Here is a 21,588-nt window from a genome sequence, read left to right as displayed (position 1 = left end):
CAGGAAAAGTAACATAATTTTAAAAAGAGTAAATACTCAGCTCTGTTGAAGAAATGAACTAAGGCGGTTAAATAAAAGGGTTGCTTAGAGTATTTATACTATATTTTTATATTAACTAAATGATAAATAAGAAAATAAAAATTTAAAGATAAATTTTAAAAAATTGATATTTGGAGCAGGATTAATTGCTTGTAAAACAAGCAAATGATATGCAAGTGTATAAAATAAGAGTTAAAAAATAAAAAACCACTCGAAAGTGGTTTTTTATTTAATTAGAGCTTAGAAACGGTAACCCATTTTTAAGCCATATGCCCATGCATTGTTATCTTCAAATTCTGCAACATATTCCGGTCCACCAGCTTGTGCACCTGTCTGTGCTTTTGCATCACCTAACATGAAGTATTTAACACCACCCGCGATGAAAGTCGCTGGTGTTGGACTGTACTGAAGACCTAAGCCTACGTTCCAATAACCTTCAGTTGGACCAAGTGTAGATACAGGGTTACCTGCACCAGAGTCCCAACCTACAGATACGTTACCAGCCCATAGATCATTAAATTTACGACCCACACCTACAGTTGCTGAGATTTGATCATCTTCATATTCAACAAGATTGAAGCCATCTGGGCGATCCACAATAGGGCCAACTGCTTCTGATATTAGACCAAATTTATAAGGTTGAATTGAGAATTTAGACCATTCAACCCAGCGAACATTCGCAAAAGCTACAGTATTCGCCATAATACCTGTTTGGAAATCAAGGTTTACAGACTGTGGAGTAGTAATTTTTGTCTCACCACTTGCTGCTGCAATAGCTGCTGCTGCTGCGGCCCCATTTGGGAGCAAAGCTAAAGCTGGTAAGGTTGGAATACTTTCATTCACATTAACATCATGGTCAATTTCAGAACGATAAGTAATAGATGCTTTTAATGCAATTTCAGGAATTTGATAAGCAAGACCGGCTAACCAACCTACAGAGCTATCTTCTGGAATAGACGCATCGTAACCATTGTATAAGCTGTAAGCCTGGCCACGTAATGAAACATTACCTTTGATCGTTTGGTAAACTGCGCCACCGTAAATATTCCAATTCTCAGTTGGTTGGAAACCTGCAATAAATGATAAATTTTGAGTATCTACTTCTACGCTAGTGTTACCAGTGCCAAGTAATCCATTAATATTTGCTAACCCAGCATCGACTGTTGAAGTAACAGTATTAGTTACTTGTTGAGTAATTGCATTTGTTACGCCTTGCGTAATAGCATCAAGTGCGCCTGGAGTACCACGAATAGCTTGCTCTGCAATAGCTTGAGTGGGTGCCTGGCCTGCTGCAACTAAAGCAGCTGCACGTCTAGCTACTTCACCATTTACTCCAGCAGTCAAGTTGGCTGCTAGTGCTCCAGGAAGGTTTGCGGCTACATTTGTTTCGATAGTTGAGTCACGAATATCTGCTAACGCGTCAGGAGCTAAAATTGTATTCGTAGAATCGGAAACAAATACGTTATTACCTGTATAGGTAGCATCTGCTCCAAACGGTTGGTCATATAAAATACCAACTGAAAATTTGCTGGTTGGCTGAAATTTTAAAGCAGCACTTGGAAAATAATAATCACCCGCCATATCACTAATATTACGGCGAGTATCACTTGTTCCAGCTTCTTTACCAGATACAGATGGGTCTAGAACAGAAATACCTGCTTCAAAATAGTTACCCGGTTGCAGGAAGGCTGCAATAGATTGGCCTGAACGATCTAGAGCTGCTGCAAATGCACCCGTCATTGGTACAGTTGCGAGAATCATTGCAGTAGTTAATGTTTTTAATTTCATTTACGTCTTTCCTTGAGGTACAAATTTATATCTGGCGTTGTTGTTTGCACTTATTAAATTCTTGGAGATTTCGGGTATTTATCCGCAATCATTTGTTACTCCATGTGACAAAAATAGCACAATTAAAATAAGAGTAAATGCTCTAGAAAAAACTAATTAGTCTAAAAAAGCATCAAAATAGAGTTTTTACACCAAAAAATAGCCTAATTTTGAAATAAGTATTTGAAAGTAAAAGAAATAAAATAATGAAGAAAAAATGATTTTTTGTATAAAAAATATTCTAAAAATATGAAGATTAACGCTAATTTTTTGAAGTATAGATCACATTTTGAAAGGATGGTGCGCCCTGCGGGACTCGAACCCACGTCGGTCGCTTAGGAGGCAACTGCTCTATCCAGTTAAGCTAAGGGCGCGAAAAGAAGGCTATTGTACTGTAAAAAATACAAAAAAAAGTTATTGCCGAAGCAATAACTTTTAAGGACTCATAGCTACAGGAGTTGTCTAGGTATTTTTAGGCTTAAGTAACTTAAACAAACCTAACATGACTACGATCCAGATCGGCAGCATGTATACTGATTCTTGGAATCCTTGCGTCCACATGATGTAAAGAATCGTGAAAATAAAACCAAGAACCAAAATATTACCCGCCGGAGACCACAGCGCAGGGAAGGAAGTCTTTTGGCCGAGCTTCTTCATGCTCTGAATGAATTTGAGATGGGTCAGCGTAATCATCGCCCAGTTCAACACTAACGCACCGACCACAATATAAATCAAGTGGCTTAATGCATCTTCAGGAACAAAGTAGTTAAGTAATACACAACCGAAAATCAGCGCGGCAGAAAACAATACCGCAGGAATCGGAGTACCTTGTTTATTCACTTGCATGAAGACTTTAGGTGCATTTCCTTGCTGAGCCAGACCATAGAGCATACGGCTATTGGCATACATACCGCTGTTATAGACAGACAGTGCAGCCGTTAAAATAATAAAGTTCAGTAAGTGTGCTGCCCAGCCAATGCCCAGTTGACTGAAAATCATTACAAATGGACTTTTATCCAGACCACCTAGCTCAAGCTGATTCCAAGGCACCAGTGATAACAGAATCGTCAATGCACCCACATAGAAAATCAGGATACGGAACACCACCTGATTAATCGCTTTCGGAATGGTCTTCTCTGGATTTTCAGCTTCTGCTGCTGCCATACCGATCAGTTCAATCCCACCGAAGGCAAACATCAGGAAGGCCAGCATGAAGAACAGACCTTCAAAGCCATTCGGGAAGAAACCACCTGCAGTCCATAAATTACTGAAAGACGCAGTCGAGGAAGCATCTGCAGTCAAGATTAGATATAAACCGAAGACAATCATCGAGATAACTGCAGTCACTTTAATGATTGAAAGCCAGAATTCTGATTCACCGTAGAATTTCACATTGCCGAGGTTGACCAGGGTAATCACGATAAAGAAAAACAGTACCGATGCCCAAGCTGGAATAAAAGGCCACCAATAGTTAATATATTTCGCAACGGCAGTAAGTTCGGTCATGGCCACCAGGATATATAAAATCCAGTAGTTCCAGCCCGCAAGGAAACCGGGGAACTTGCCCCAGTATTTATAAGCAAAATGGCTGAATGAACCTGCGACAGGTTCATGAACAATCATCTCACCCAATTGACGCATGATTAAAAATGCAATCAAGCCACCAATGGCATAGCCCAAAATAATAGAAGGACCCGCAGATTGGATCACCTGTGCGGAACCTAAGAATAAGCCTGTGCCAATTGCACCGCCCATGGCGATCAACTGAATATGACGGTTCTTTAAGCCACGCTGAAGTTGTGAAGACTCGTTATTCAAAGTGTTCAGCCCGACAATGGAAAAAATAAGTATAAAGATTGTAATGGAACAAAGTTCAGAAACCTAGTGCAAGACTTTGAATGAAATATTATTATCAGATTTATAATAAAAAATTATAAAAATAAATTAAATAAAAGATAACTGAATCAATATATTAATTTTATTGACATTGTAACTGATGAGTTTCCTGTTTTTTTGCTCTGATACGAATGCTGATTTTTTATACTTAGGTCGGAACACTGAACTTCCTTGGCTTTAAAGCGATTATACTCTTCTCATAAGTATTCCATAACTTTTACCAAAACAAAGACAAGCCAAAGGATGAAACAATTCATGAGTTTTGCAGCCCAAATCAAGATTCCTGCAACCTATATGCGTGGAGGCACCAGTAAAGGCGTTTTTTTTAAGCTGCATGATTTGCCCGCAGAAGCACAACAGGCCGGCCGGATTCGTGATCAGCTTCTGCTGCGCGTGATTGGTAGCCCAGATCCTTATGCTAAACAGATCGATGGTATGGGCGGCGCCAGTTCAAGCACCAGCAAGACCGTGATTCTGTCAAAAAGCCAGCAGGCCGATCATGATGTAGATTATTTATTTGGTCAGGTGGCAATTGACCGTCCTTTTGTGGACTGGAGTGGTAATTGCGGTAATCTCACCGCAGCAGTGGGAGCTTTTGCCATTTCTAATGATCTGATTGATAGATCACGTATTCCGGAAAATGGGCTGTGTACAGTCCGCATCTGGCAGGCCAATATTCAAAAAACCATTATTGCGCATGTACCAATGCGAAATGGTCAAGTTCAGGAGTTGGGCGATTTTGAACTGGATGGTGTGACTTTTCCGGCAGCCGAAGTACAGATCGAGTTTTTAGATCCTGCCGATGATGATGGCGAAGGCGGTTCGATGTTTCCGACAGGTAATCTGGTCGATACGCTGGAAGTTCCCAATATTGGCAGTTTTGAAGTCACCATGATTAATGCCGGCATTCCCACCGTGTTTTTGAATGCGGGAGATTTGGGGTATAACGGCACCGAGCTTCAGGATCATATGAATAATGATGCGGCAGCGCTGGCAAAGTTTGAAACCATTCGTGCTTATGCTGCGAAGCAGATGGGATTGATTCAGGACATTAGCGAAGCAGCTAACCGTCAGCACACCCCAAAAATCGCTTTTGTAGCGCCATCCAAAACTTATACCTCATCAAGTGGCAAGGTGGTTGCCGAAGCAGATGCCGATATTCTGGTTCGTGCCTTGTCTATGGGGAAACTGCATCATGCCATGATGGGCACAGCTGCGGTGGCAATTGGTACGGCGGCAGCCATTCCGGGGACTCTGGTGAATCGGGTGGCAGGCGGTGTAGAGCGTGAAGCCGTGCGTTTTGGCCATCCTTCGGGGACTTTAAGAGTAGGCGCACAAGCAAGTCAGGAAAATGGAGAGTGGAAAGTGAAAAAAGCCATCATGAGTCGCAGTGCACGTGTGTTGATGGAAGGTTGGGTACGCGTTCCTGAAGATGTTTTGCTCTAGTTTGATTTACCTACCCATTATTTAGCCTGAGAAAATTACTGTTGTGACCATTACTGGCCAAAATTTTGACTCAGCTATCGTTGGCATGGTAGGAAGTAATAAAAGCTATCAGAGAATACGTTTAAATATCTAAACTTGTTTATATTTAGAGGTAGATATTGTCCAGCCTCATCTTTCCTTTAAAAGTTTAAATGGATTTGTGCAGGTGAAATCCTACTTTGGAAAGACCCAAGGTAGGCAAAGGTCTCTTATTGCCCATACACGACGTCCTGTGGTGATGGGTAATGTGTGGCATCCCTGCCACAGGCACTTGATAAATCCAAGCACTTCAACTCTGGGACAGTAGCGCTGTCGCGGCAGTGGTTTTATCGGCGGAACATATTTTGATATCTATTGCTGCTTTAAATCAATCCACAGATAAAGCTGAAAATTCAAGGCGATTGTAGGTACAATAGTGCTTATCAGGACAAGTGGCTCAAACTTGTTATTTTCATCCTTCCGGACTATGTATTCGAGGCAAATGTGTCATCTATTACTGACGTATCAATCCATGCATTGACTCAAGCACAACATCGTATTCAACAAGATTTACTGACAGCCCTAGATGCCTTTGCCATTCCTGAACCTTTAAAGTCGGCGGTGCATCATGCCGTGATGCTGGGAGGGAAGCGTGTTCGTCCAGCATTATGCTATGCCACAGCAGCACTGAAACCGAATCAGAATACCGCGGCGGTACGCCGTGCGGCGGTTGCGATTGAATTTATCCATTGTTATTCACTGGCACATGATGATCTGCCGTGTATGGACAATGATTTGCTGCGCCGTGGTCAGCCGACCTGTCATGTGGCTTATGGTGAAGATACCGCGCTTTTGGCAGGTGATATTCTACAGTCGATGGCCTTTGAAATTTTAGGCAGTCGTCTGTTTGATCAAGGTCCTGCGGTAGATGCTTCGATTGTGCTAAAACAAATGCAGATTCTGGCCACAGCCTCTTCGAAAATGGTCAATGGTCAGGTGTTGGATTTGCAGTCCGAAGGCAAAAAAATTGATCAGGAAGTATTAGAAACCATTCATCGTAATAAAACCGGTGCCTTGATGAGTGCTGCGATCATGATGGCGGCGGTCACAATCTTTGAAGGTACAGATCTGGCGATTCCAAAACTGCGTGAGTTTGGACAGGCGATTGGTCTGGCCTTCCAGGTGCAGGACGATATTCTGGATATTATTTCTGATACCGAAGTGTTGGGTAAAACAGCTGGCAAGGATGAGCAGGTAGAAAAATCGACATATCCTGCCTTGATGGGGCTGGAACAGGCCAAAGCCTATGCACAGCAATTGCATGATCAGGCCTTAGCCGCACTTGCTCATTTTGATGATCAGGCGGCAGAGCTGATCTCTATCACCCAGTTTTTACTTCAGCGTAAAAATTAAAATGCTTGAATCTGTTCATTGTTTTTATTTTGAGTGATTGTTCAGGTATTAAAAAAGCGGATTTTAAAGTCCGCTTTTTTTGATCGTTAATTTTATTTGGTTTCGTTATACAGACGTTCAGCCTGTTCAAAACGATCGGTAATTTCAGCCGTAGGTACTTTACCCATCAAGCTCACTACAATGATGGCAATGAATGAGCAGATAAAGCCCGGGATAATTTCATAGACACCTGTTGCTGCGAACAGGTTTTTCCATAAAATCACCATCACTGCACCCATAATCATACCTGCCAAGGCACCATTCAAAGTCATGCGTTTCCAGAACAGGGACAGAATGATCAGCGGGCCAAATGCAGCACCAAAACCGGCCCAGGCATAAGCGACCAGACCCAGCACTTTCGATTCAGGATTACCCGCCATCCAGATTGCCAGCAGGGCAATCAGCAGCACCATAAAACGGCCAACCCAAACCAGTTCTTTTTGAGATGCATTTTTGCGCAGGAAGGATTTATAAAAATCCTCTGTCAGCGTACTTGAGCAGACTAGAAGCTGACAGCTTAAAGTACTCATTACCGCAGCCAAAATCGCAGCCAGGACAATACCGGCAATCCATGGGTTGAACAGAATTTTGGTCAATTCCATAAATACAGTTTCAGGATTGGCATTCACCACACTGGCCAGTTCCGGATGTTGCTGGAAATAGGCAATACCAAAGAAGCCGGCAGCCACGGCACCACCGAGGCAGAGAATCATCCAGGTCATGCCGATACGGCGTGCATTTGGAATTGACTTGACTGAATCTGCTGCCATAAAGCGCACCAGAATATGTGGCTGACCAAAATAACCCAGGCCCCAAGCCATAAGAGACAGGATGGCCACCGTACTTAAGTCACCGACCAGGCTCATGGCCTGTGGACGTGCCGCTTCAAGCGCCAAGGTGACTTGAGACATGTCGGAGAAGGTCAGCAGGGTCACAATTGGGGTAAGCAACAGCGCAAAGATCATCAGGCCGGCCTGAATCGTGTCAGTCCAGCTGACCGCGAGGAAACCGCCAATAAATACATAGCTGATGGTGGCAATGGCACTGATCCACAGTGCCGTCGTATAAGACATGCCAAACATGCTTTCGAACAGGCGCGCACCGGCCACCATGCCTGAAGCGCAGTAAATCGCAAAGAAAATCAGAATCACGAAAGCCGAAACAATACGCAGGATTTTTTTCTGGTCATTAAAGCGGTTAGAAAAATAATCTGGCAGGGTCAGGGCATTGTGCTGAACTTCGGTATGTACCCGCAGACGGCCAGCGACCAGTAACCAGTTGAGCCAGGCACCAATAATCAGGCCAATGGCAATCCACATTTCCGACAAACCGGAAAGATAAATTGCACCGGGCAGGCCCATCAGCAGCCAGCCACTCATATCGGAAGCTCCAGCGGAAAGTGCAGTAACAAAACTACCTAAACGACGGCCCCCTAAAATGTAATCGGAAAAGTTTGTGGTCGCACGATAAGCCATCAGGCCGATCACCACCATGGCGACAATATAAAAAAGAAAGGTAATTAACGTTGGATTTAGGGAGCTCATACGGTATCCATTTTCGAGTTGGACAGTAATCGAATAAGGACTTATCTTGATGATAAATGCTGTGGCGAAACACAGATCTGGCATCAAAGCCCAAAGGATTTCAAAAAATAACGCGAAATTTAAGCATAAATTCCAAATCTTTGCTGAGATTTTCGTGTTTAAACGAAAAATAGGCAGCGAATACGCTGCCTATGGATTTGAAAATGAAAATTTTTACTGAGGCGGACGACCCATCACGCCTCGAATCGTGTTCAGCACGTCTGCAGGCAAGACCACCGTTTTGGCATTCGGTGATTTGGCCATATCTTGCATGGCCTTGATATATTGCTCACCGAGTAAATAGGCAACCGGAATTTCATTACTACCAATTGCCGAAGTCACCATATCAATCGCACGTTGTGAAGATTCAGCCAGAACCACCTGTGCTTCTGCATCACGGCGCGATGCTTCCAGACGACCATCCGCTTCCAGAATGGCAGCCTGTTTTTCACCATCAGCTTTGGTCACGGTCGCACGACGTTGACGTTCAGCAGCGGCCTGTTCTTCCATCGCGGTTTGCATGGTGACTGAAGGTTTAATATCCTGAATTTCAACGGTTTTAAGCGTGATACCCCAGTCCGAGATATCATCGGAAATACTGGATTTTAAACGTGCTTTAATATGATCACGTGATGACAGGGCATCATCCAGATCCATTTCACCGACAATCGAACGTAATGAGGTTTGTACCAGGTTTTGAATTGCCCAAGAATAGTTTTCAATGCCGTAGACCGCTTTTTCAGGTGTGGTCAGGTTGATATAGGCCACCGCATTCATGAGTAACACGGCATTATCACGGGTAATCACTTCCTGTGAAGGAATATCCAGCACAATATCTTTGGTGGTGACTTTATAAGCCACTTCATCAATATACGGAATGACAAAATTCAGACCCGGATTCAGCGTCGTATGGTATTTGCCCAAGCGTTGTGCGATCCATTTATAACCTTGCGGGACAATACGTACCCCTTTAAAAATCGTAATCGCCACAAAGGCCAAAAATGCGATAACAATTATAGTTCCACCAGACATATCTTATTCACCTTTTTCATTTTGATAATGTGTGCTGTGGGGTTGAACCACCAGATCATTCCCCAGAATATCCACGACGCGAACACGGTCACCGACCTGAACCTGATCCAGAGTACGACATTCCCATTCATCTGAGCCTAAAACCGGCATCGGGAAACGTACTCTGATTTGTTCATTTTCCAGATTGGTTTGAATGACCATACCAATCTGGCCAATCGTCGCTTCACGAGACAGACCAGCTTTGGTTTTATCAATCGAAAGTGGCTTGATAAATTTAAACCATGCCAGCGTACAGAGGATGGATAGAGCAATCCAGGTCAGGATCTGGGTGGTCAGTCCCATCATCGGGAACATCCAGTATAAAATGCCCACTAAAATGGCGCCGATACCAAACCACAGGGCAGCAAAAGCGGGTAGAAGCAATTCCGAAAGAATCAGCAAAACGCCTAATACAAACCAGTGCCAGGGTTCAATAACAAATTCCATATCGTGACCTATATCGCTAAGTGTTTAATTAATCATCATTATGTGATTAAGCCCAATGTAACAGATGCCGGTTCAGATGAATATAAAAAATTCGTACCTTAGAATTTCGCAGCAGGTGCCGGTTTAAATGCGGCAGGAGACTGTTTGAAATCAGTAATCATTTTCTGGATGGCACGAATTTTCAATTGCGTGGCTTTTTCACCTTCGAGGATGGTCTCATTGCTGGCCTTTAAATCCAGAGTACCGATATGACCCACTTTGGGCTGAATCACGACATTGGCCTGCTTCAGTTCTTCATTAATACTTTGCTGGCCCATAATATTAATGGTCTGATCCAGCAGACCCCACATATTTACAGCTTTGTTGCTGTCAGGACGTGCAGAAATATCCACTGCAATCACCAGATCGGCACCCATATCCCTGGCAGTTTTCACCGGAATCGGACTGACCAGCCCACCATCGACATATTTCAGACCACCAATCGTGGCCGGGACAAATACATTGGGAATACTGCAAGAGGCGCGTACCGCCTGTCCGGCATTGCCTTTAATAAAATCTGCCTTGCGTCCAGTGTCCAGACGGGTCGCCACCGCAGCAAATCGGATTGGGAACTGTTCAATCGGTTTATTTGCCACATTTTTATTGACGAAATCCTGTAACTTTTGTCCGGCAATAATTCCTTGCCGGTTCAAGGTTAAATCACGGATGTCCGATTCCTTAAAGTTCAAGGCAATTTGCTGTAACTGATAAGGCGATTTGCCACTGGCATACAGACTGCCGACAAAACTGCCGGCACTGGTGCCTGTAACAATTTTCGGTTTAATGCCGTGCGATTCCAGCACCTTAATCACGCCAATATGGGCAAAGCCTTTGGCACCGCCACCCCCCAGCGCAATTGCAATTACGGGCTCGCGAGCTTGAAGCGGGGTAGGAGTCGGTGTGGTTTTACTGGCTTTATCACAGGCAGCCAGACTGAGGCCAAGACAGCCAATCAGAGCATAAGAAGCTAATTTCATTGTAGAAAATGATCACTAAATCATCAAAATATAAGCTATCAGAGCAAAAAAACAGGATTTTGCCTAGTCTTTTTTCAACAGCTTTTGTAACGGTCTGGCAATCCACTGCGGATTTTTTGCCGAGATCTTGCCTTGATAATGGGCATAAATCTGAGCCAAATCATGTTCATAATTGTCTGTAGGTTGATACACTCCCAGAATATGAATAGTCTTAATATCATAATCAAACGCCAGCATCACAATGGGCAAGCCAGCCTGCTTGGCAATATGATAAAAGCCACTGCGGATTTTCTCTGGCGCTTTACGCGAACCCTCAGGTGCCATGCCGATCCAGATCTGGGGTTTTTGCCGGATGATTTCCACGATCTGCTGGGTATGACCTTGTGGGCTGTCCCGAACCACCGGAATCACACCGATCCATTCGAGTAATGGCTTTAACGGCGTGTGGAACAGGCTGTCTTTACCAAAAATAGTGACCTTTAACCCGATAGCTAAGAGCGCAACAAAACCATGCCAGGCATCAATATTCGAGGTATGCGGAGAAATAATTGCAACAGCTTTAGGTAAATCAGGAAATTCGCCTTCGAGCTGCCAGCCTTGGGCTAAAAAAATCCGTTTAAAAAAATAACGGCTGAGTCGACTGCCCCGACCGGGAACCAGAGGTGGCAGTACTGGAAAGTGCTTTGTAGTCATGATAAAAGTCTCTTCCTGAAACATATTTTTCTTTATTTTTAATGATATTAGGCTTTTACTTGATGTTTTTCATTGGCAAAATGTCCAGCTTGTTGAATGATTTCTGACTGTTTTGCCGATTAAGGACCCAGCATGCCGAATATGCGGAATAGCTACATTTTGTTATTTTCCCTGTATTGGGCACAGGGGCTGCCGGTCGGATTTATGACCCATGCTTTGCCAGTGATTTTACGGGCGGAAGGGGTTTCTCTGGCCCAGATCGGTGGCTTTGGGCTGCTTATGCTCCCCTGGTCAATCAAGGTGTTTTGGGCGCCATTGGTCGACCGCTTCGGTTCTGGTTCTATCGGACATTATCGAAGCTGGATTATTCCGCTGCAATTGCTTTCTGTCGTGGTACTGATTGCCTTGTCCTTTTTACCCATTCAGGCTCTGGATCAGCCGGTCTATCTGTTGGCCTTTTTTATGGCATTACTGTTTATGAATGGCGTAGGGGCGACACAGGATATTGCTACCGATGCACTGGCCGTCAATATTCTGAAAAATGAACAGCAGCATTGGGGTAATACCTTTCAGGTGATTGGATCACGTTTGGGGTTTATTGTCGGTGGTGGTGCTATTTTACTGTTTTTAGACCTGTTGCAATGGCAAAGCACTTTTCTACTTTTGGCTGCACTGGTTTTTCTAAATACACTGCCTGTTTTAAAATTTAAAGAGCCACAGCATCACTCGGTCGCGTCTGAGCAAATTACTACTTCCACTCGATTCACAATCAAAGCCTATTTTCGGTATTTTTATACGCATCCAAGCCTGCGCTGCTGGTTACTGGTCTTGCTGACATTTAAAGTCGCAGATGGGCTATCTGGCCCTTTGCTTAAGCCTTTAATGGTCGATCTGGGTCTGAACTTTACTCAGATTGGTATGTACGTGACCATGCTGGGCGCAGGTGCTGCCCTGATCGGAGCAGGTCTGGCAGGCTATTGCCTGAAGTTCTTTTCACGTCGTTATTGTTTAATGTCTTTTTCGGTGCTCAAAATACTGACTTTAATTGCTTATGCCTGGCTGGCAGCACAATATGAAGCCCAGCTTAAGGTCGAAAACTGGCTGATCTATACCATTAATGCAGCAGAAGATCTGGTTTCAGCCATGCTGTTGGTAGTCATGCTGACTCTCATCATGCAATACAGCCGTAAGCATTTGGCGGGGACTGATTTTACCTTTCAAGTTTCAATTATGGCGACGGTAAGTGGTGGCTTATATATGTTGAGTGGGGTAGCAGGGGATTATTTAGGCTATGCAAAATATTTAACCTATATTGTCTGTATCAGCATAGTGCTTTTATTGCCTATCCTATTTTGGGGAAGAATAGATCAACAATTGCAGTCATCATGAAATATGAATGAAAGCTGGCTGAAAAAGAAGCGATCTGTTTTAAAAGTATGGTTAATACATATTATAGATAAAAGTATGAGATAAAAATGATTTCAAACTGATTCGAAAGTTGTTAAATTCTTGATGTTTTCAAGTGGCTTGTTGTGTAGCTAGGGTTAAAAATGTAAGTGCAGTCAAATACGTGACATGATGCCTGAGCTTTTAACTCGACATATATTGCGTGAGTTATCTTTCGGGATCACAACCAAGCTATTTCATAATTATAGATATTCCACACGGTATAGGTTTCAGTTGAAATCACCGAACTTTCAATGCCAGTGAACATTTGTTCACTATGGAGAATGTAATGAGTCAAGTTTTAACAAGAAAGTTTTTAGCTAAAGGATTAGCAGTGGCAGTAGCAACATTGATGCTGGGGACTGTTGCACATGCTGAAACACAAGAGCAAAAAGAAATCAAGCAGCTGCGCCAAGAAATTGAAGCACTAAAAGCATTAGTATTACAGCAGCAACAAGTTCAGCAAACTCAAGCAGTGCAAATAGAACAAGTCAAAGCAACCCCACAACAATCAGCAGCTGCACCGAAAGCCCTAAGTACAAAATCAGATACTGAAGTGAAGCTATATGGTTTCGTTCGTGGTGATGCGAACTATATCATTGAAGGTTCATCAGGTGACTTCTCTGATGTTGCAAAAACCAATGGTCAAACGAATGACAAGTTCGTTGCAACAGCAAAAACAACACGAATAGGTTTAGATTTTAAAACCAATGTTGAAGGTGCAGAGATTGGCGGTAAACTTGAAAGTGATTTTGCAGGTACTAACGATTCATTCCGTGTACGTCAAGCATATTTAACCTATAAAAATTGGTTGATTGGTCAAACACAATCTACCTTCTTGTCAAATCATGCACCGTTTATGATTGACTTCAGCACCAACGTCGGTGGGGGTACTACCCGTCTACCAATGATTCGTTATGGTTTTGATTTATCTCCTGCAACACAGTTGTTCCTGGCTGCAGAAAAGCCAAACTCAACTGCTGCAGACATCAAATCAAGCGTACCAACATTGACTGCTAAATTGGCACACAACTTTGATGACAAAAAAGGCAATGCATCTGCACGTGCTTTAGTTGAAGTTACTAAAGATGAAAACATTAACAAGCGTAAAGCAGGTTGGGGTCTAGCTGCAGGTACAACCTATCAAGTGCTTGAGCCTTTAAAAGCGACGCTAGATGTTAGCTATACCAAAGGTGTGAACGGTATTTTGTATGGTACCAATGCCGACAGTGCATTCGTAGATGATGAAGATAACCGCAATATTGAGCAAAATGAAATTTGGGCGGTACAAACGGGCTTAACCTACAGCATTTTACCTAACTTAAAAACCTCAGTTGGTTATGGTGCATTGTTTGCTGATAAAGATTCAGACTATGCAGACCTCATCAATGCTACTGCAAACAAAAAGGTACAACAAGCGTGGTTAAACTTGGTGTATTCACCGGTTAAACCACTTGAGTTTGGTGTTGAGTATGTCAATGGTGAGCGTAAAGACTTTAATAATGATAAATTCAAAGATAACCGTATTGGTTTAATGAGCAAATATAGCTTCTAATTGATGATATAACGCTTAATAAAAAATCCCACCAATCGGTGGGATTTTTTATATAAATATTCGACAAAAATAATAAATATCCAAGCAAATTCTTGCTGCTACAGTTTATCCCTTTTTATGCCAAGCTTAGTGCTGATGAATAGAGGTGTATTGTGTGAAACTTGCTAACATAAGCTTAATTTTATGTTTGGATTTGCATGTGACCATTCAAGCTGTTTTATTTGACCTCGACAATACCTTGACCCATCGTGATCTAACGGCCCAAGCCTATAGCTGCTATCTGGCAGAATATTATGCGTCTGCATTTGCACAGGTCGAACCAGAAAAAATTATCGAGATTGTAAGACGCATCGATAATGGCGGTTATCCTAAAAAGGAATTGCTAACGCATGGCAGCATCGGGGCTTCGGCAGCTTATGCATTATTACAGGAGCTATCTTGGTTAAATCCACCCAGCATAGATGAGCTGGCACAGTTCTGGTTTAGCCAGTTTGGTCGCTGCGCTGTAGAAATGCCGGATGCCAAGCAGGTGCTAGAGCAGTTAAAATCTCAAGGCTATCAATTGGCAATTGTTTCGAATGGTGGACATGACACCCGTTTAAATACCATTCGAGGTTTGGGCATTGCCGATTATTTCGAGGAAATCATCAGTTCGGGTTTAGTCGGTTTTAGCAAACCACAGCCAGAAATTTTCCAGATTACAGCAGCGCGCCTGGATGTCCTGCCTGAATATTGTTTATATCTTGGCGATCATCCGGTGAATGATATACAGGGAGCTAAGAGTGCCGGCATGCATGCCTTGTGGATGCAGGGTTTTCATCCTGATGCCAAAGAAATTCAATATAAAATTCAGCAATTACCTGAAATTTTCACGCATTTACAACGGCTGAATCAGGTTTAATTTAAGTGATACGCGTACAGTTCATCGCTTCAGCCCATTGCGAGGAGTCGCAGCGAGGACATTGTTGTGTCGCTTTGACCAGGTTTTGAACCTGACCACAGTAAATACAGGCATATAAACGCTCTGCTTGCACCTGTTCGACGATCGAGCAGGTTTTAGGAAATAACGGTAGGCCGTATTTCACCTGATCATCACTAAAATATAACACACTGAATTTGCCATCAGTTTCCAGTAAACCGGTACGCACCTGACCGAGATGTTCAACACCTTGCTGGCGCATTTCGGCAAAGAATTCATCATGTGACATTTTGCCTTTTTTAATCTCTTCGATGACCAGTACACCATTTTCCACGATATAAATTGGTTTGCCTTCCAGTAGGTCTTCAAACCATTGATATTTCATCATCAGCCAGGTGGTCAGGCGATACATCAAGATAATCACCGACATGACCAGAACAGCCTGAATCAGAGGAATATCTTCAGTAAACATCGGGTCGCCGGCAATTGAGCCCAAGGACAGAATGATCGCAACTTCAAAGATCGAAAGTTGCCGCACACCACGTTTTCCTGTCAGACGTAAAAACAGGATAATCATGATGTACATCAACATACAACGCAGCAAAATCTCTGATGCAAATGCCCAAGTTGTATCCTGAATAAAGATTGAGGCCCAATCCATTCGGCGGCTCCTATTTTATGCGTTGCACCGAGTCTAGCAATCCAGCCGGTTTATTTACTGCTGTGTTTGTGTAAGTTTATGAATAGGCGATAGATTATTAAAAAATAAAACGATCTTAATTATTATTCTATTCTCGGGATTATCGAAAATAAGATAGAAGTTTCATGTAAATATTGTATAAATATTCACCATTCTGATTGTGAGTAAAATCACATTTTTCAAGTATTCTTTTTGATGGATTAGAATAATTATCTCATTGAAATATAATTAATAAATTTTGATTAAGCGGCTTATTGTTGGCTTGGGTGTTTGGAAAATTGTAAATGAATCACCCAAATTGAGTAAAAATCTGTAGTTTGTGCCCTGAAAAATAGTAAGTGATAAAGCTAAAAAATTGTTTTATAAATGAAAAATTCTTGATGACGGTTCTAAGAGGGACAATATTGTGAAAAAAATATTCACATTTTTAACGGTGCTTGGTTTGAGTACAACAGGCTATGCAGACGCCAGTTGGGGCTATACGCAGCCTGAAAAATGGTCAAATTTAAGTCAGAAATATGCTGCCTGTGATGGTGTATATCAGTCGCCAATTAATATTGAGCGGACAGTAAAAGCGCAACTGGAACCGCTTAAATTTAGCTATAACACCATGATTCATGCTATTGAAAATAAAGGTCATACCATTCAGGTAGATTTTGCCGAAGGGGGAGAACTGGAACTGGATGGTGAGCGTTTTGAGCTGAAACAGTTCCATCTGCATAGTCCGAGTGAAAACCTGATTAAAGGTAAAAGCTATCCTTTAGAAATCCATTTTGTACATGCCAATGCGGACGGTGAGCTGGCAGTAGTTGGCATGATGTTCGAGCAGGGGCAGGACAGTCAGATGCTAAAACGCATGTGGAACCGTTTGCCGAAAAAGCAGGGTGAAAAAGTTGTGTTAAAGACACCACAACCAGTCAATCAGTTGTTACCTAAAAATCTGGATTATTACCGCTTTAGTGGTTCTTTGACCACGCCACCTTGCTCAGAAGGTGTGCGCTGGCTGATTCTAAAAGAGATCCAGCAGGCTTCAGCCAAACAGATCGCTGAATTTTCCAAATTGATGGGGCATCCGAATAACCGTCCGGTACAGCCATTAAATGGTCGTGTGATTGTGGAATAATCATTTTATTTGAGTCATTCACCTACATAATACTGCTTTAAGCAGGCAATCTAAGAGTGTAGGTGATGGCTCTCTTCAATCTTTTTAATCAGCTGACGGCTGACATCATGAATATGTTGGCTATGTTGAGTCAGTAAAGCCTGATGCTTGAGCTGCTTCCGGTTTTCAGGCTGTAATAAATGTTGTTGCAGAATTTCTTCGGAATGAAACAGCTCAAATGCCAATTGATTCAGGTTTGGGTCATAAATTTGACTGTGTACAAATATATGCAGCTCTTTAGAAAAGACTGGAATCAGTTCCAGGTATTCAGTTTCCAAGGTATGCAGGATATTTTGAGTACTTTGTTGATGTGACTGCATTTGTTCAATAAAGTCAGCACTATAGCGCCGAATGCGATACAGCGTTGGCAGCATCGTGACAAAGAATTTTTGTTTTTGCATGTCTTGTAAGGCGTTATCGCGATTTTGCGCCAGATGATTTAAATATAAGGGCACACTAATGGCGACAAAAATTGCAAACACAGACCCCAGCGCTTGTACCCACGCAGCCAGTTCCTGATTAAAGATTAAATCTGCCTGAGTCGCCATCTGAATCTCCTTTCAGCCCAGTGATGATTGAAGCGATTTCCATATTTATTGATATTAAACAAAATTTATTGGTATAGGGTGTATATTTGTGTCGATAACTGACATACATCTGGCCGATAAAACCGTTAAACTGAGCACTCTGTCCTGCTTATCTTGAATATCATGTCTTTCAATTTAAAAACCATCATTCAGCCATTCACAGCGCTTTCGCCACAGCAGAAAAAGCTGGATCGCCTGATTGATAAAATTGAACAGCAGAAGCTGGAGCTTGCACAGTGGCAGCAGGCTGAACAAGAGATTCGACAATATACACAGCAAACTTTCATACCGGTTTATCATGAATTGCATGGTGTTTTGTTCGCGCAGCTTGAACAGTTATGGCAGCATCTGCATGAGGCAGAATTTTCCAAGGCCGAGATCGTGGTAATGGATGAAAAAATTCAATCCCTTGCCGCTTACTTAAAAGATTCACAGGCAATGTCGATGCAACAAGCCATTAAAGTCAATGAAATTTATAATTACTATCAGCAGCTGAATGAACATGCCCAATTCAGAAAAAGCCAAAACAAAACAAATGAACTAGAACGATTCTTTGAAGACCAAAATGGTTTAGATCCGACTGATACAGATGATTTTGAAGAATGGAATGCTGAACATTTTCAACAGGCACGTGAGCAAGCCAGACTAAAACGTCAGCAGGAAAAACAGGCGCAGGCTACAAAACTGGCAGAGCAGTCATTGAAAACGGTCTATTTAAAAATTGCTGCCATCATCCATCCTGACCGTGAATCGAACGATATAAAAAAAATAAAAAAGACAGAGTTATTGCAACATGCCAATGCGGCTTATGAAAAGCAGGATTTATTCACTTTATTGAAAATGCAGCTGCAGATCGAGCAAGACCGGGATCCTTCACAAAAAGGTTTGAATGCTGAGCAACTGAAGTTTTATCAACTGGCTCTGGATGCGCAGAGTCAGACATTACAAGGTCAAATTGATGCATTAATTGAGACTTTGGTGTGGTCGGATAAAACCAGAATTGCGGTGAAAAAGTCGAAAGGCAAGGTTCAAATTGCTGACCTGTATAAGCAAATTGATGAAGATACTTCAGCCATCAAACAGCAGATTAAAGTGGAAAAAGAACGGTTGATGTATATCAAAAAGGTGAGTGGCTTGGAGATGTTTTTAAGGCATGGGATGTTATAACTTAACAAGGAGTACCTCTCCCTTGCGCACTCAGAATATATTCTGAGGATACTCATCACTTGCGCTTCGCTTTAAAGCAGTGCTTTAAAACTTGCTCAGGAGAGGGGAAATCTATTACAGAATAAATTTAAGCTAGAATTTCAATATTGGAATTAAATAACAATAATTAAGTCACAATGAAAGTTCCCTCTCCCTATGGGATGAGAAGCACTGCTTCGCAAGGGGGAGAGGGAAAATAACAATGAAAATAGATCCCCAATTATTACAATTCGCCAAATCCATGCGCCACACCGCCACCGATGCAGAACATCTGATGTGGCAACTGCTACGTGCCAAGCGTTTTATGGGGCTTAAATTCCGTCGTTAGCATGTGATTAAACCGTATATTGTGGATTTTTACTGTCATGAAATTGGTTTGGTGATTGAGTTGGATGGTGGTCAGCATGGAATGGATGATGCCATTGAATATGATGCTGAACGAACTAAGTTTTTAGAGCATTTATAGCAAGTATGTACTGAATTAAAAAATACCTCTTCCTAATCCTCTCTTTATATGAAAGGATTTAGGGGTAATTTTTAATAAGATATTGTAATTTATATAATTTACTGTATTTTATTCGAATTTATATAATCAGGGGTATGATATGGATTTATCAATTTCAAAAATATATCTGAAAAATTTTAAAGGATATGAAGAAGTAACTATCCATCCTAATCCTGATTTCAATATTATTATTGGGGAAAATAATATTGGTAAATCAAGTTTATTTGAAGCAATTCACCTATGGGAAAAATGTTATTCTTTATTCATCCAAGCAAATAAAGGTTCATTTTATCAGTCAGCAAATCATAGATATTTGAATTATAAAGATTTGGATTTTTTAAGAATTCAGAGCCAGTCAGATATTTTCTTGAATGATAGTGAGGATATACAGCTCATTTTAACTATTTCAAATAATAATGAAGATGAATATGAGCTAGGATTTAAAATTCAAAAACCGACCAAAATTGAAAATGCATTTTTAAGAACGCAGATTTTAAAAATTGATGAATTTAATAAGTTTGCAGAAGATTATAAAAATATCACGACAAAAAGAGATTTGTCAGAAGTAATTTTCATTTACCAGACTAGACCTATTTCTAGTGTGAGCCAAAATGAACCATATTTTAATTTAGCTCAAGTGGATCGAAAAATATTGCGTGGTGCTTCTCAAGAAGCTCTTCGTAATAAATTAATTTTAAAAAGAGATATGATAACAGCTCTTAATAGCTCACTAAGCAATATTTTGGAATGTCCAGTTGAGTTAGAGCTACCCAAAAAAGTTGATGCACAAAAAAAAGAATATGTGCATATTGATGTGAAAATTGGAGACAGAATTCCTAAAGAATTATACTTACAGGGAAGTGGATTTCTTCAAATTTTGGAAATTTTATCAACTATAGAATATATAGATGCACCTTTAAAAATATTATTAGTAGATGAACCAGATTCACATATTCATAGTAAATTACAAGTGAATCTTCTTAGAGAGCTTCGTAATCAAACATCTAATCAATTTTTTATTATTAGCCATAATGATCAATTTGTAACAAGCTCTAATGAAGGTGAAGTTTTCTTTTTGAATAAAGAGGATTTGTTATCAAGAGAATTAAAACCACTTAATTTTGATGCTTTTAAAAGAATTAAAGATGAGTTAGGTGGAGTTTTAATCCCTTTAGAATTATTAAGCTGTGCAGAATACATTATTTTCGTTGAAGGGAATGATGATCAAAAATATATTGATAAGTTATATAAAAAATATTGTCATTTATTCAATAAAGAAAATAAATTCAAGAAATTATCTTTTTTCCCTCTAAGAGGTAAAGATAATATCTTAAGTAAAATTGAATTTAACCAAAGAACACTTAGTGAATTATTTAAGAATAAGACGTGGATAACGTTATTTGATAGAGATTTTACCCGAGATATACATGATGTAGAGACAAAGACGGCACTCAAGGCAAAGATGAATACACGTGGTATTACTACGTCAAATGCGATTAGTCATTCAGGATATTGTATTGAATCCACAATGTTTTGTGATTTAGTAAAGTTGAAATCGATATTATCAAATTTTTATGAAAATGATGTGAGTGCCTTTGTTGATTCTTGGGTTTCTACGCTTGACGCAGAGTTAGCAAATTTCAGGTCAGAAACTTTCATTAAGCTGAATGAAAGCTTTGAAGGACAAAAGCAAAATCGACAAAATTTATGTACTACAACATTAGATTTTAATTCGATTGTTGGTGAGTGGAACGATAATCGAATCACTAAACCGAATAGCTGTGCACAGTATATGAATAAATATTTAATTGATAAGTTTGTTAGGGAATTAGAGTTACATCTTGGTATTAATAAAATTATAGATCCAATTAGACAACAGAAATTGGATGAGGTTACTAGTAAAATTTTCAATGCGTTTATTTGTTCAATTAATGAACAATGTGAGTATCCTCAAGAATTCTTAAATCTAATTAATGTTTTGGATATCTACTAAAAAATCCCCTCATTAAGAGGGGATTTT

General features: G+C 41.0%; 17 protein-coding genes, 1 tRNA gene and 1 pseudogene. 9 read left to right on the top strand and 10 right to left on the bottom strand.

Features of this window, described 5'->3' with window-relative positions; all coding sequences use genetic code 11:
- Positions 1 to 279 precede the first annotated feature (279 nt).
- From LOZ91_RS01795 to LOZ91_RS01785, 3 genes are all read right to left on the bottom strand, one after another.
- The gene (locus LOZ91_RS01795; protein WP_244782571.1) at positions 280 to 1,827 is read right to left on the bottom strand and encodes an outer membrane protein transport protein; all 1,548 of its coding nucleotides are present in this window, start codon (positions 1,825 to 1,827) and stop codon (positions 280 to 282) included.
- A 337-nt stretch (positions 1,828 to 2,164) separates the two neighbouring features.
- Positions 2,165 to 2,240 (bottom strand) — tRNA-Arg (locus LOZ91_RS01790).
- Between the two features lie 88 nt (positions 2,241 to 2,328).
- A complete protein-coding gene (locus LOZ91_RS01785) occupies positions 2,329 to 3,684 on the bottom strand; it encodes an amino acid permease (RefSeq protein WP_244782570.1) in 1,356 nt (451 codons plus the stop codon).
- Positions 3,685 to 4,017: 333 nt separating this feature from the next.
- Between LOZ91_RS01785 and prpF the strand changes: the two genes are divergently transcribed.
- Both prpF and LOZ91_RS01775 read left to right on the top strand, forming a co-directional pair.
- Entirely contained in the window at positions 4,018 to 5,208 is a 1,191-nt protein-coding gene (prpF, locus tag LOZ91_RS01780) for a 2-methylaconitate cis-trans isomerase PrpF (protein ID WP_244782569.1), read from the top strand.
- A 522-nt stretch (positions 5,209 to 5,730) separates the two neighbouring features.
- Positions 5,731 to 6,639, top strand: a complete 909-nt coding sequence (locus LOZ91_RS01775; RefSeq protein WP_074383117.1) for a farnesyl diphosphate synthase — start codon at positions 5,731 to 5,733, stop codon at positions 6,637 to 6,639.
- A gap of 92 nt (positions 6,640 to 6,731) precedes the next feature.
- Here the strand turns inward: LOZ91_RS01775 and putP are convergent, their stop codons facing one another.
- The 5 genes from putP to LOZ91_RS01750 form a co-directional block, all read right to left on the bottom strand.
- A complete protein-coding gene (putP, locus tag LOZ91_RS01770; RefSeq protein ID WP_244782568.1) occupies positions 6,732 to 8,222 on the bottom strand; it encodes a sodium/proline symporter PutP in 1,491 nt (496 codons plus the stop codon).
- A 213-nt stretch (positions 8,223 to 8,435) separates the two neighbouring features.
- Entirely contained in the window at positions 8,436 to 9,293 is an 858-nt protein-coding gene (locus tag LOZ91_RS01765) for an SPFH domain-containing protein (RefSeq protein WP_005096199.1), read from the bottom strand.
- A 3-nt stretch (positions 9,294 to 9,296) separates the two neighbouring features.
- A complete protein-coding gene (locus LOZ91_RS01760) occupies positions 9,297 to 9,779 on the bottom strand; it encodes an NfeD family protein (RefSeq protein WP_005096200.1) in 483 nt (160 codons plus the stop codon).
- Positions 9,780 to 9,877: 98 nt separating this feature from the next.
- On the bottom strand, positions 9,878 to 10,795 hold the full coding sequence (locus LOZ91_RS01755; RefSeq protein ID WP_244782567.1) for a patatin-like phospholipase family protein: 918 nt from the start codon (positions 10,793 to 10,795) through the stop codon (positions 9,878 to 9,880).
- Positions 10,796 to 10,858: 63 nt separating this feature from the next.
- Entirely contained in the window at positions 10,859 to 11,488 is a 630-nt protein-coding gene (locus tag LOZ91_RS01750) for a 1-acyl-sn-glycerol-3-phosphate acyltransferase (protein ID WP_244782566.1), read from the bottom strand.
- A 132-nt stretch (positions 11,489 to 11,620) separates the two neighbouring features.
- On the opposite strand from LOZ91_RS01750, the gene LOZ91_RS01745 reads away from it, so the two are divergent.
- The 3 genes from LOZ91_RS01745 to LOZ91_RS01735 all read left to right on the top strand — a co-directional run bounded on the left by LOZ91_RS01745 (position 11,621) and on the right by LOZ91_RS01735 (position 15,390).
- The gene (locus LOZ91_RS01745) at positions 11,621 to 12,877 is read left to right on the top strand and encodes an MFS transporter (RefSeq protein WP_244782565.1); all 1,257 of its coding nucleotides are present in this window, start codon (positions 11,621 to 11,623) and stop codon (positions 12,875 to 12,877) included.
- 346 nt (positions 12,878 to 13,223) lie between these two features.
- Positions 13,224 to 14,489 carry a DcaP family trimeric outer membrane transporter gene (locus LOZ91_RS01740; RefSeq protein WP_244782564.1) on the top strand — a complete coding sequence of 422 codons (1,266 nt, stop codon included), beginning with the start codon at positions 13,224 to 13,226 and terminating at the stop codon, positions 14,487 to 14,489.
- Positions 14,490 to 14,688: 199 nt separating this feature from the next.
- Positions 14,689 to 15,390: an HAD family hydrolase gene (locus LOZ91_RS01735; protein WP_244782563.1), complete on the top strand. Its 702-nt coding sequence runs from the start codon at positions 14,689 to 14,691 to the stop codon at positions 15,388 to 15,390.
- A 1-nt stretch (position 15,391) separates the two neighbouring features.
- Here LOZ91_RS01735 and LOZ91_RS01730 read toward each other — a convergent pair whose 3' ends face one another.
- Positions 15,392 to 16,069: a YetF domain-containing protein gene (locus tag LOZ91_RS01730; protein WP_244782562.1), complete on the bottom strand. Its 678-nt coding sequence runs from the start codon at positions 16,067 to 16,069 to the stop codon at positions 15,392 to 15,394.
- Between the two features lie 445 nt (positions 16,070 to 16,514).
- On the opposite strand from LOZ91_RS01730, the gene LOZ91_RS01725 reads away from it, so the two are divergent.
- Positions 16,515 to 17,231 (top strand): carbonic anhydrase family protein, encoded by a 717-nt coding sequence (locus tag LOZ91_RS01725; protein WP_244782561.1) that lies wholly within the window; start codon positions 16,515 to 16,517, stop codon positions 17,229 to 17,231.
- A 50-nt stretch (positions 17,232 to 17,281) separates the two neighbouring features.
- On the opposite strand, the gene LOZ91_RS01720 is transcribed toward LOZ91_RS01725, so the two are convergent.
- Positions 17,282 to 17,818 carry a hypothetical protein gene (locus tag LOZ91_RS01720; protein WP_244782560.1) on the bottom strand — a complete coding sequence of 179 codons (537 nt, stop codon included), beginning with the start codon at positions 17,816 to 17,818 and terminating at the stop codon, positions 17,282 to 17,284.
- Between the two features lie 162 nt (positions 17,819 to 17,980).
- Between LOZ91_RS01720 and LOZ91_RS01715 the strand changes: the two genes are divergently transcribed.
- From LOZ91_RS01715 to LOZ91_RS01705, 3 genes and pseudogenes are all read left to right on the top strand, one after another.
- The gene (locus LOZ91_RS01715) at positions 17,981 to 19,024 is read left to right on the top strand and encodes a molecular chaperone DnaJ (RefSeq protein ID WP_244782559.1); all 1,044 of its coding nucleotides are present in this window, start codon (positions 17,981 to 17,983) and stop codon (positions 19,022 to 19,024) included.
- A gap of 241 nt (positions 19,025 to 19,265) precedes the next feature.
- Positions 19,266 to 19,529 (top strand): annotated as a pseudogene (locus LOZ91_RS01710) (DUF559 domain-containing protein).
- A gap of 139 nt (positions 19,530 to 19,668) precedes the next feature.
- Positions 19,669 to 21,561 (top strand): ATP-binding protein, encoded by a 1,893-nt coding sequence (locus LOZ91_RS01705; RefSeq protein WP_244782558.1) that lies wholly within the window; start codon positions 19,669 to 19,671, stop codon positions 21,559 to 21,561.
- Positions 21,562 to 21,588 lie beyond the last annotated feature (27 nt).

Origin of the sequence: Acinetobacter sp. F-1, from assembly GCF_022869025.1 — a bacterium.
Taxonomy (GTDB): Bacteria; Pseudomonadota; Gammaproteobacteria; order Pseudomonadales; family Moraxellaceae; genus Acinetobacter; species Acinetobacter pseudolwoffii.
Note: the sequence above shows the minus strand (reverse complement) of the source record. Positions and strands in the feature narration are given on the sequence as shown.

Excerpts from the sequence above, each read along its gene's own strand:
- LOZ91_RS01760 (WP_005096200.1), bottom strand. The coding sequence starts at position 9,779 with ATGGAATTTGTTATTGAACCCTGGCACTGGTTTGTATTAGGCGTTTTG.
- LOZ91_RS01765 (WP_005096199.1), bottom strand. The coding sequence starts at position 9,293 with ATGTCTGGTGGAACTATAATTGTTATCGCATTTTTGGCCTTTGTGGCG.
- LOZ91_RS01750 (WP_244782566.1), bottom strand. The coding sequence starts at position 11,488 with ATGACTACAAAGCACTTTCCAGTACTGCCACCTCTGGTTCCCGGTCGG.
- LOZ91_RS01715 (WP_244782559.1), top strand. The coding sequence starts at position 17,981 with ATGTCTTTCAATTTAAAAACCATCATTCAGCCATTCACAGCGCTTTCG.
- LOZ91_RS01745 (WP_244782565.1), top strand. The coding sequence starts at position 11,621 with ATGCCGAATATGCGGAATAGCTACATTTTGTTATTTTCCCTGTATTGG.
- prpF (WP_244782569.1), top strand. The coding sequence starts at position 4,018 with ATGAGTTTTGCAGCCCAAATCAAGATTCCTGCAACCTATATGCGTGGA.
- LOZ91_RS01705 (WP_244782558.1), top strand. The coding sequence starts at position 19,669 with ATGGATTTATCAATTTCAAAAATATATCTGAAAAATTTTAAAGGATAT.
- LOZ91_RS01720 (WP_244782560.1), bottom strand. The coding sequence starts at position 17,818 with ATGGCGACTCAGGCAGATTTAATCTTTAATCAGGAACTGGCTGCGTGG.
- LOZ91_RS01740 (WP_244782564.1), top strand. The coding sequence starts at position 13,224 with ATGAGTCAAGTTTTAACAAGAAAGTTTTTAGCTAAAGGATTAGCAGTG.
- LOZ91_RS01730 (WP_244782562.1), bottom strand. The coding sequence starts at position 16,069 with ATGGATTGGGCCTCAATCTTTATTCAGGATACAACTTGGGCATTTGCA.
- LOZ91_RS01755 (WP_244782567.1), bottom strand. The coding sequence starts at position 10,795 with ATGAAATTAGCTTCTTATGCTCTGATTGGCTGTCTTGGCCTCAGTCTG.
- LOZ91_RS01795 (WP_244782571.1), bottom strand. The coding sequence starts at position 1,827 with ATGAAATTAAAAACATTAACTACTGCAATGATTCTCGCAACTGTACCA.
- putP (WP_244782568.1), bottom strand. The coding sequence starts at position 8,222 with ATGAGCTCCCTAAATCCAACGTTAATTACCTTTCTTTTTTATATTGTC.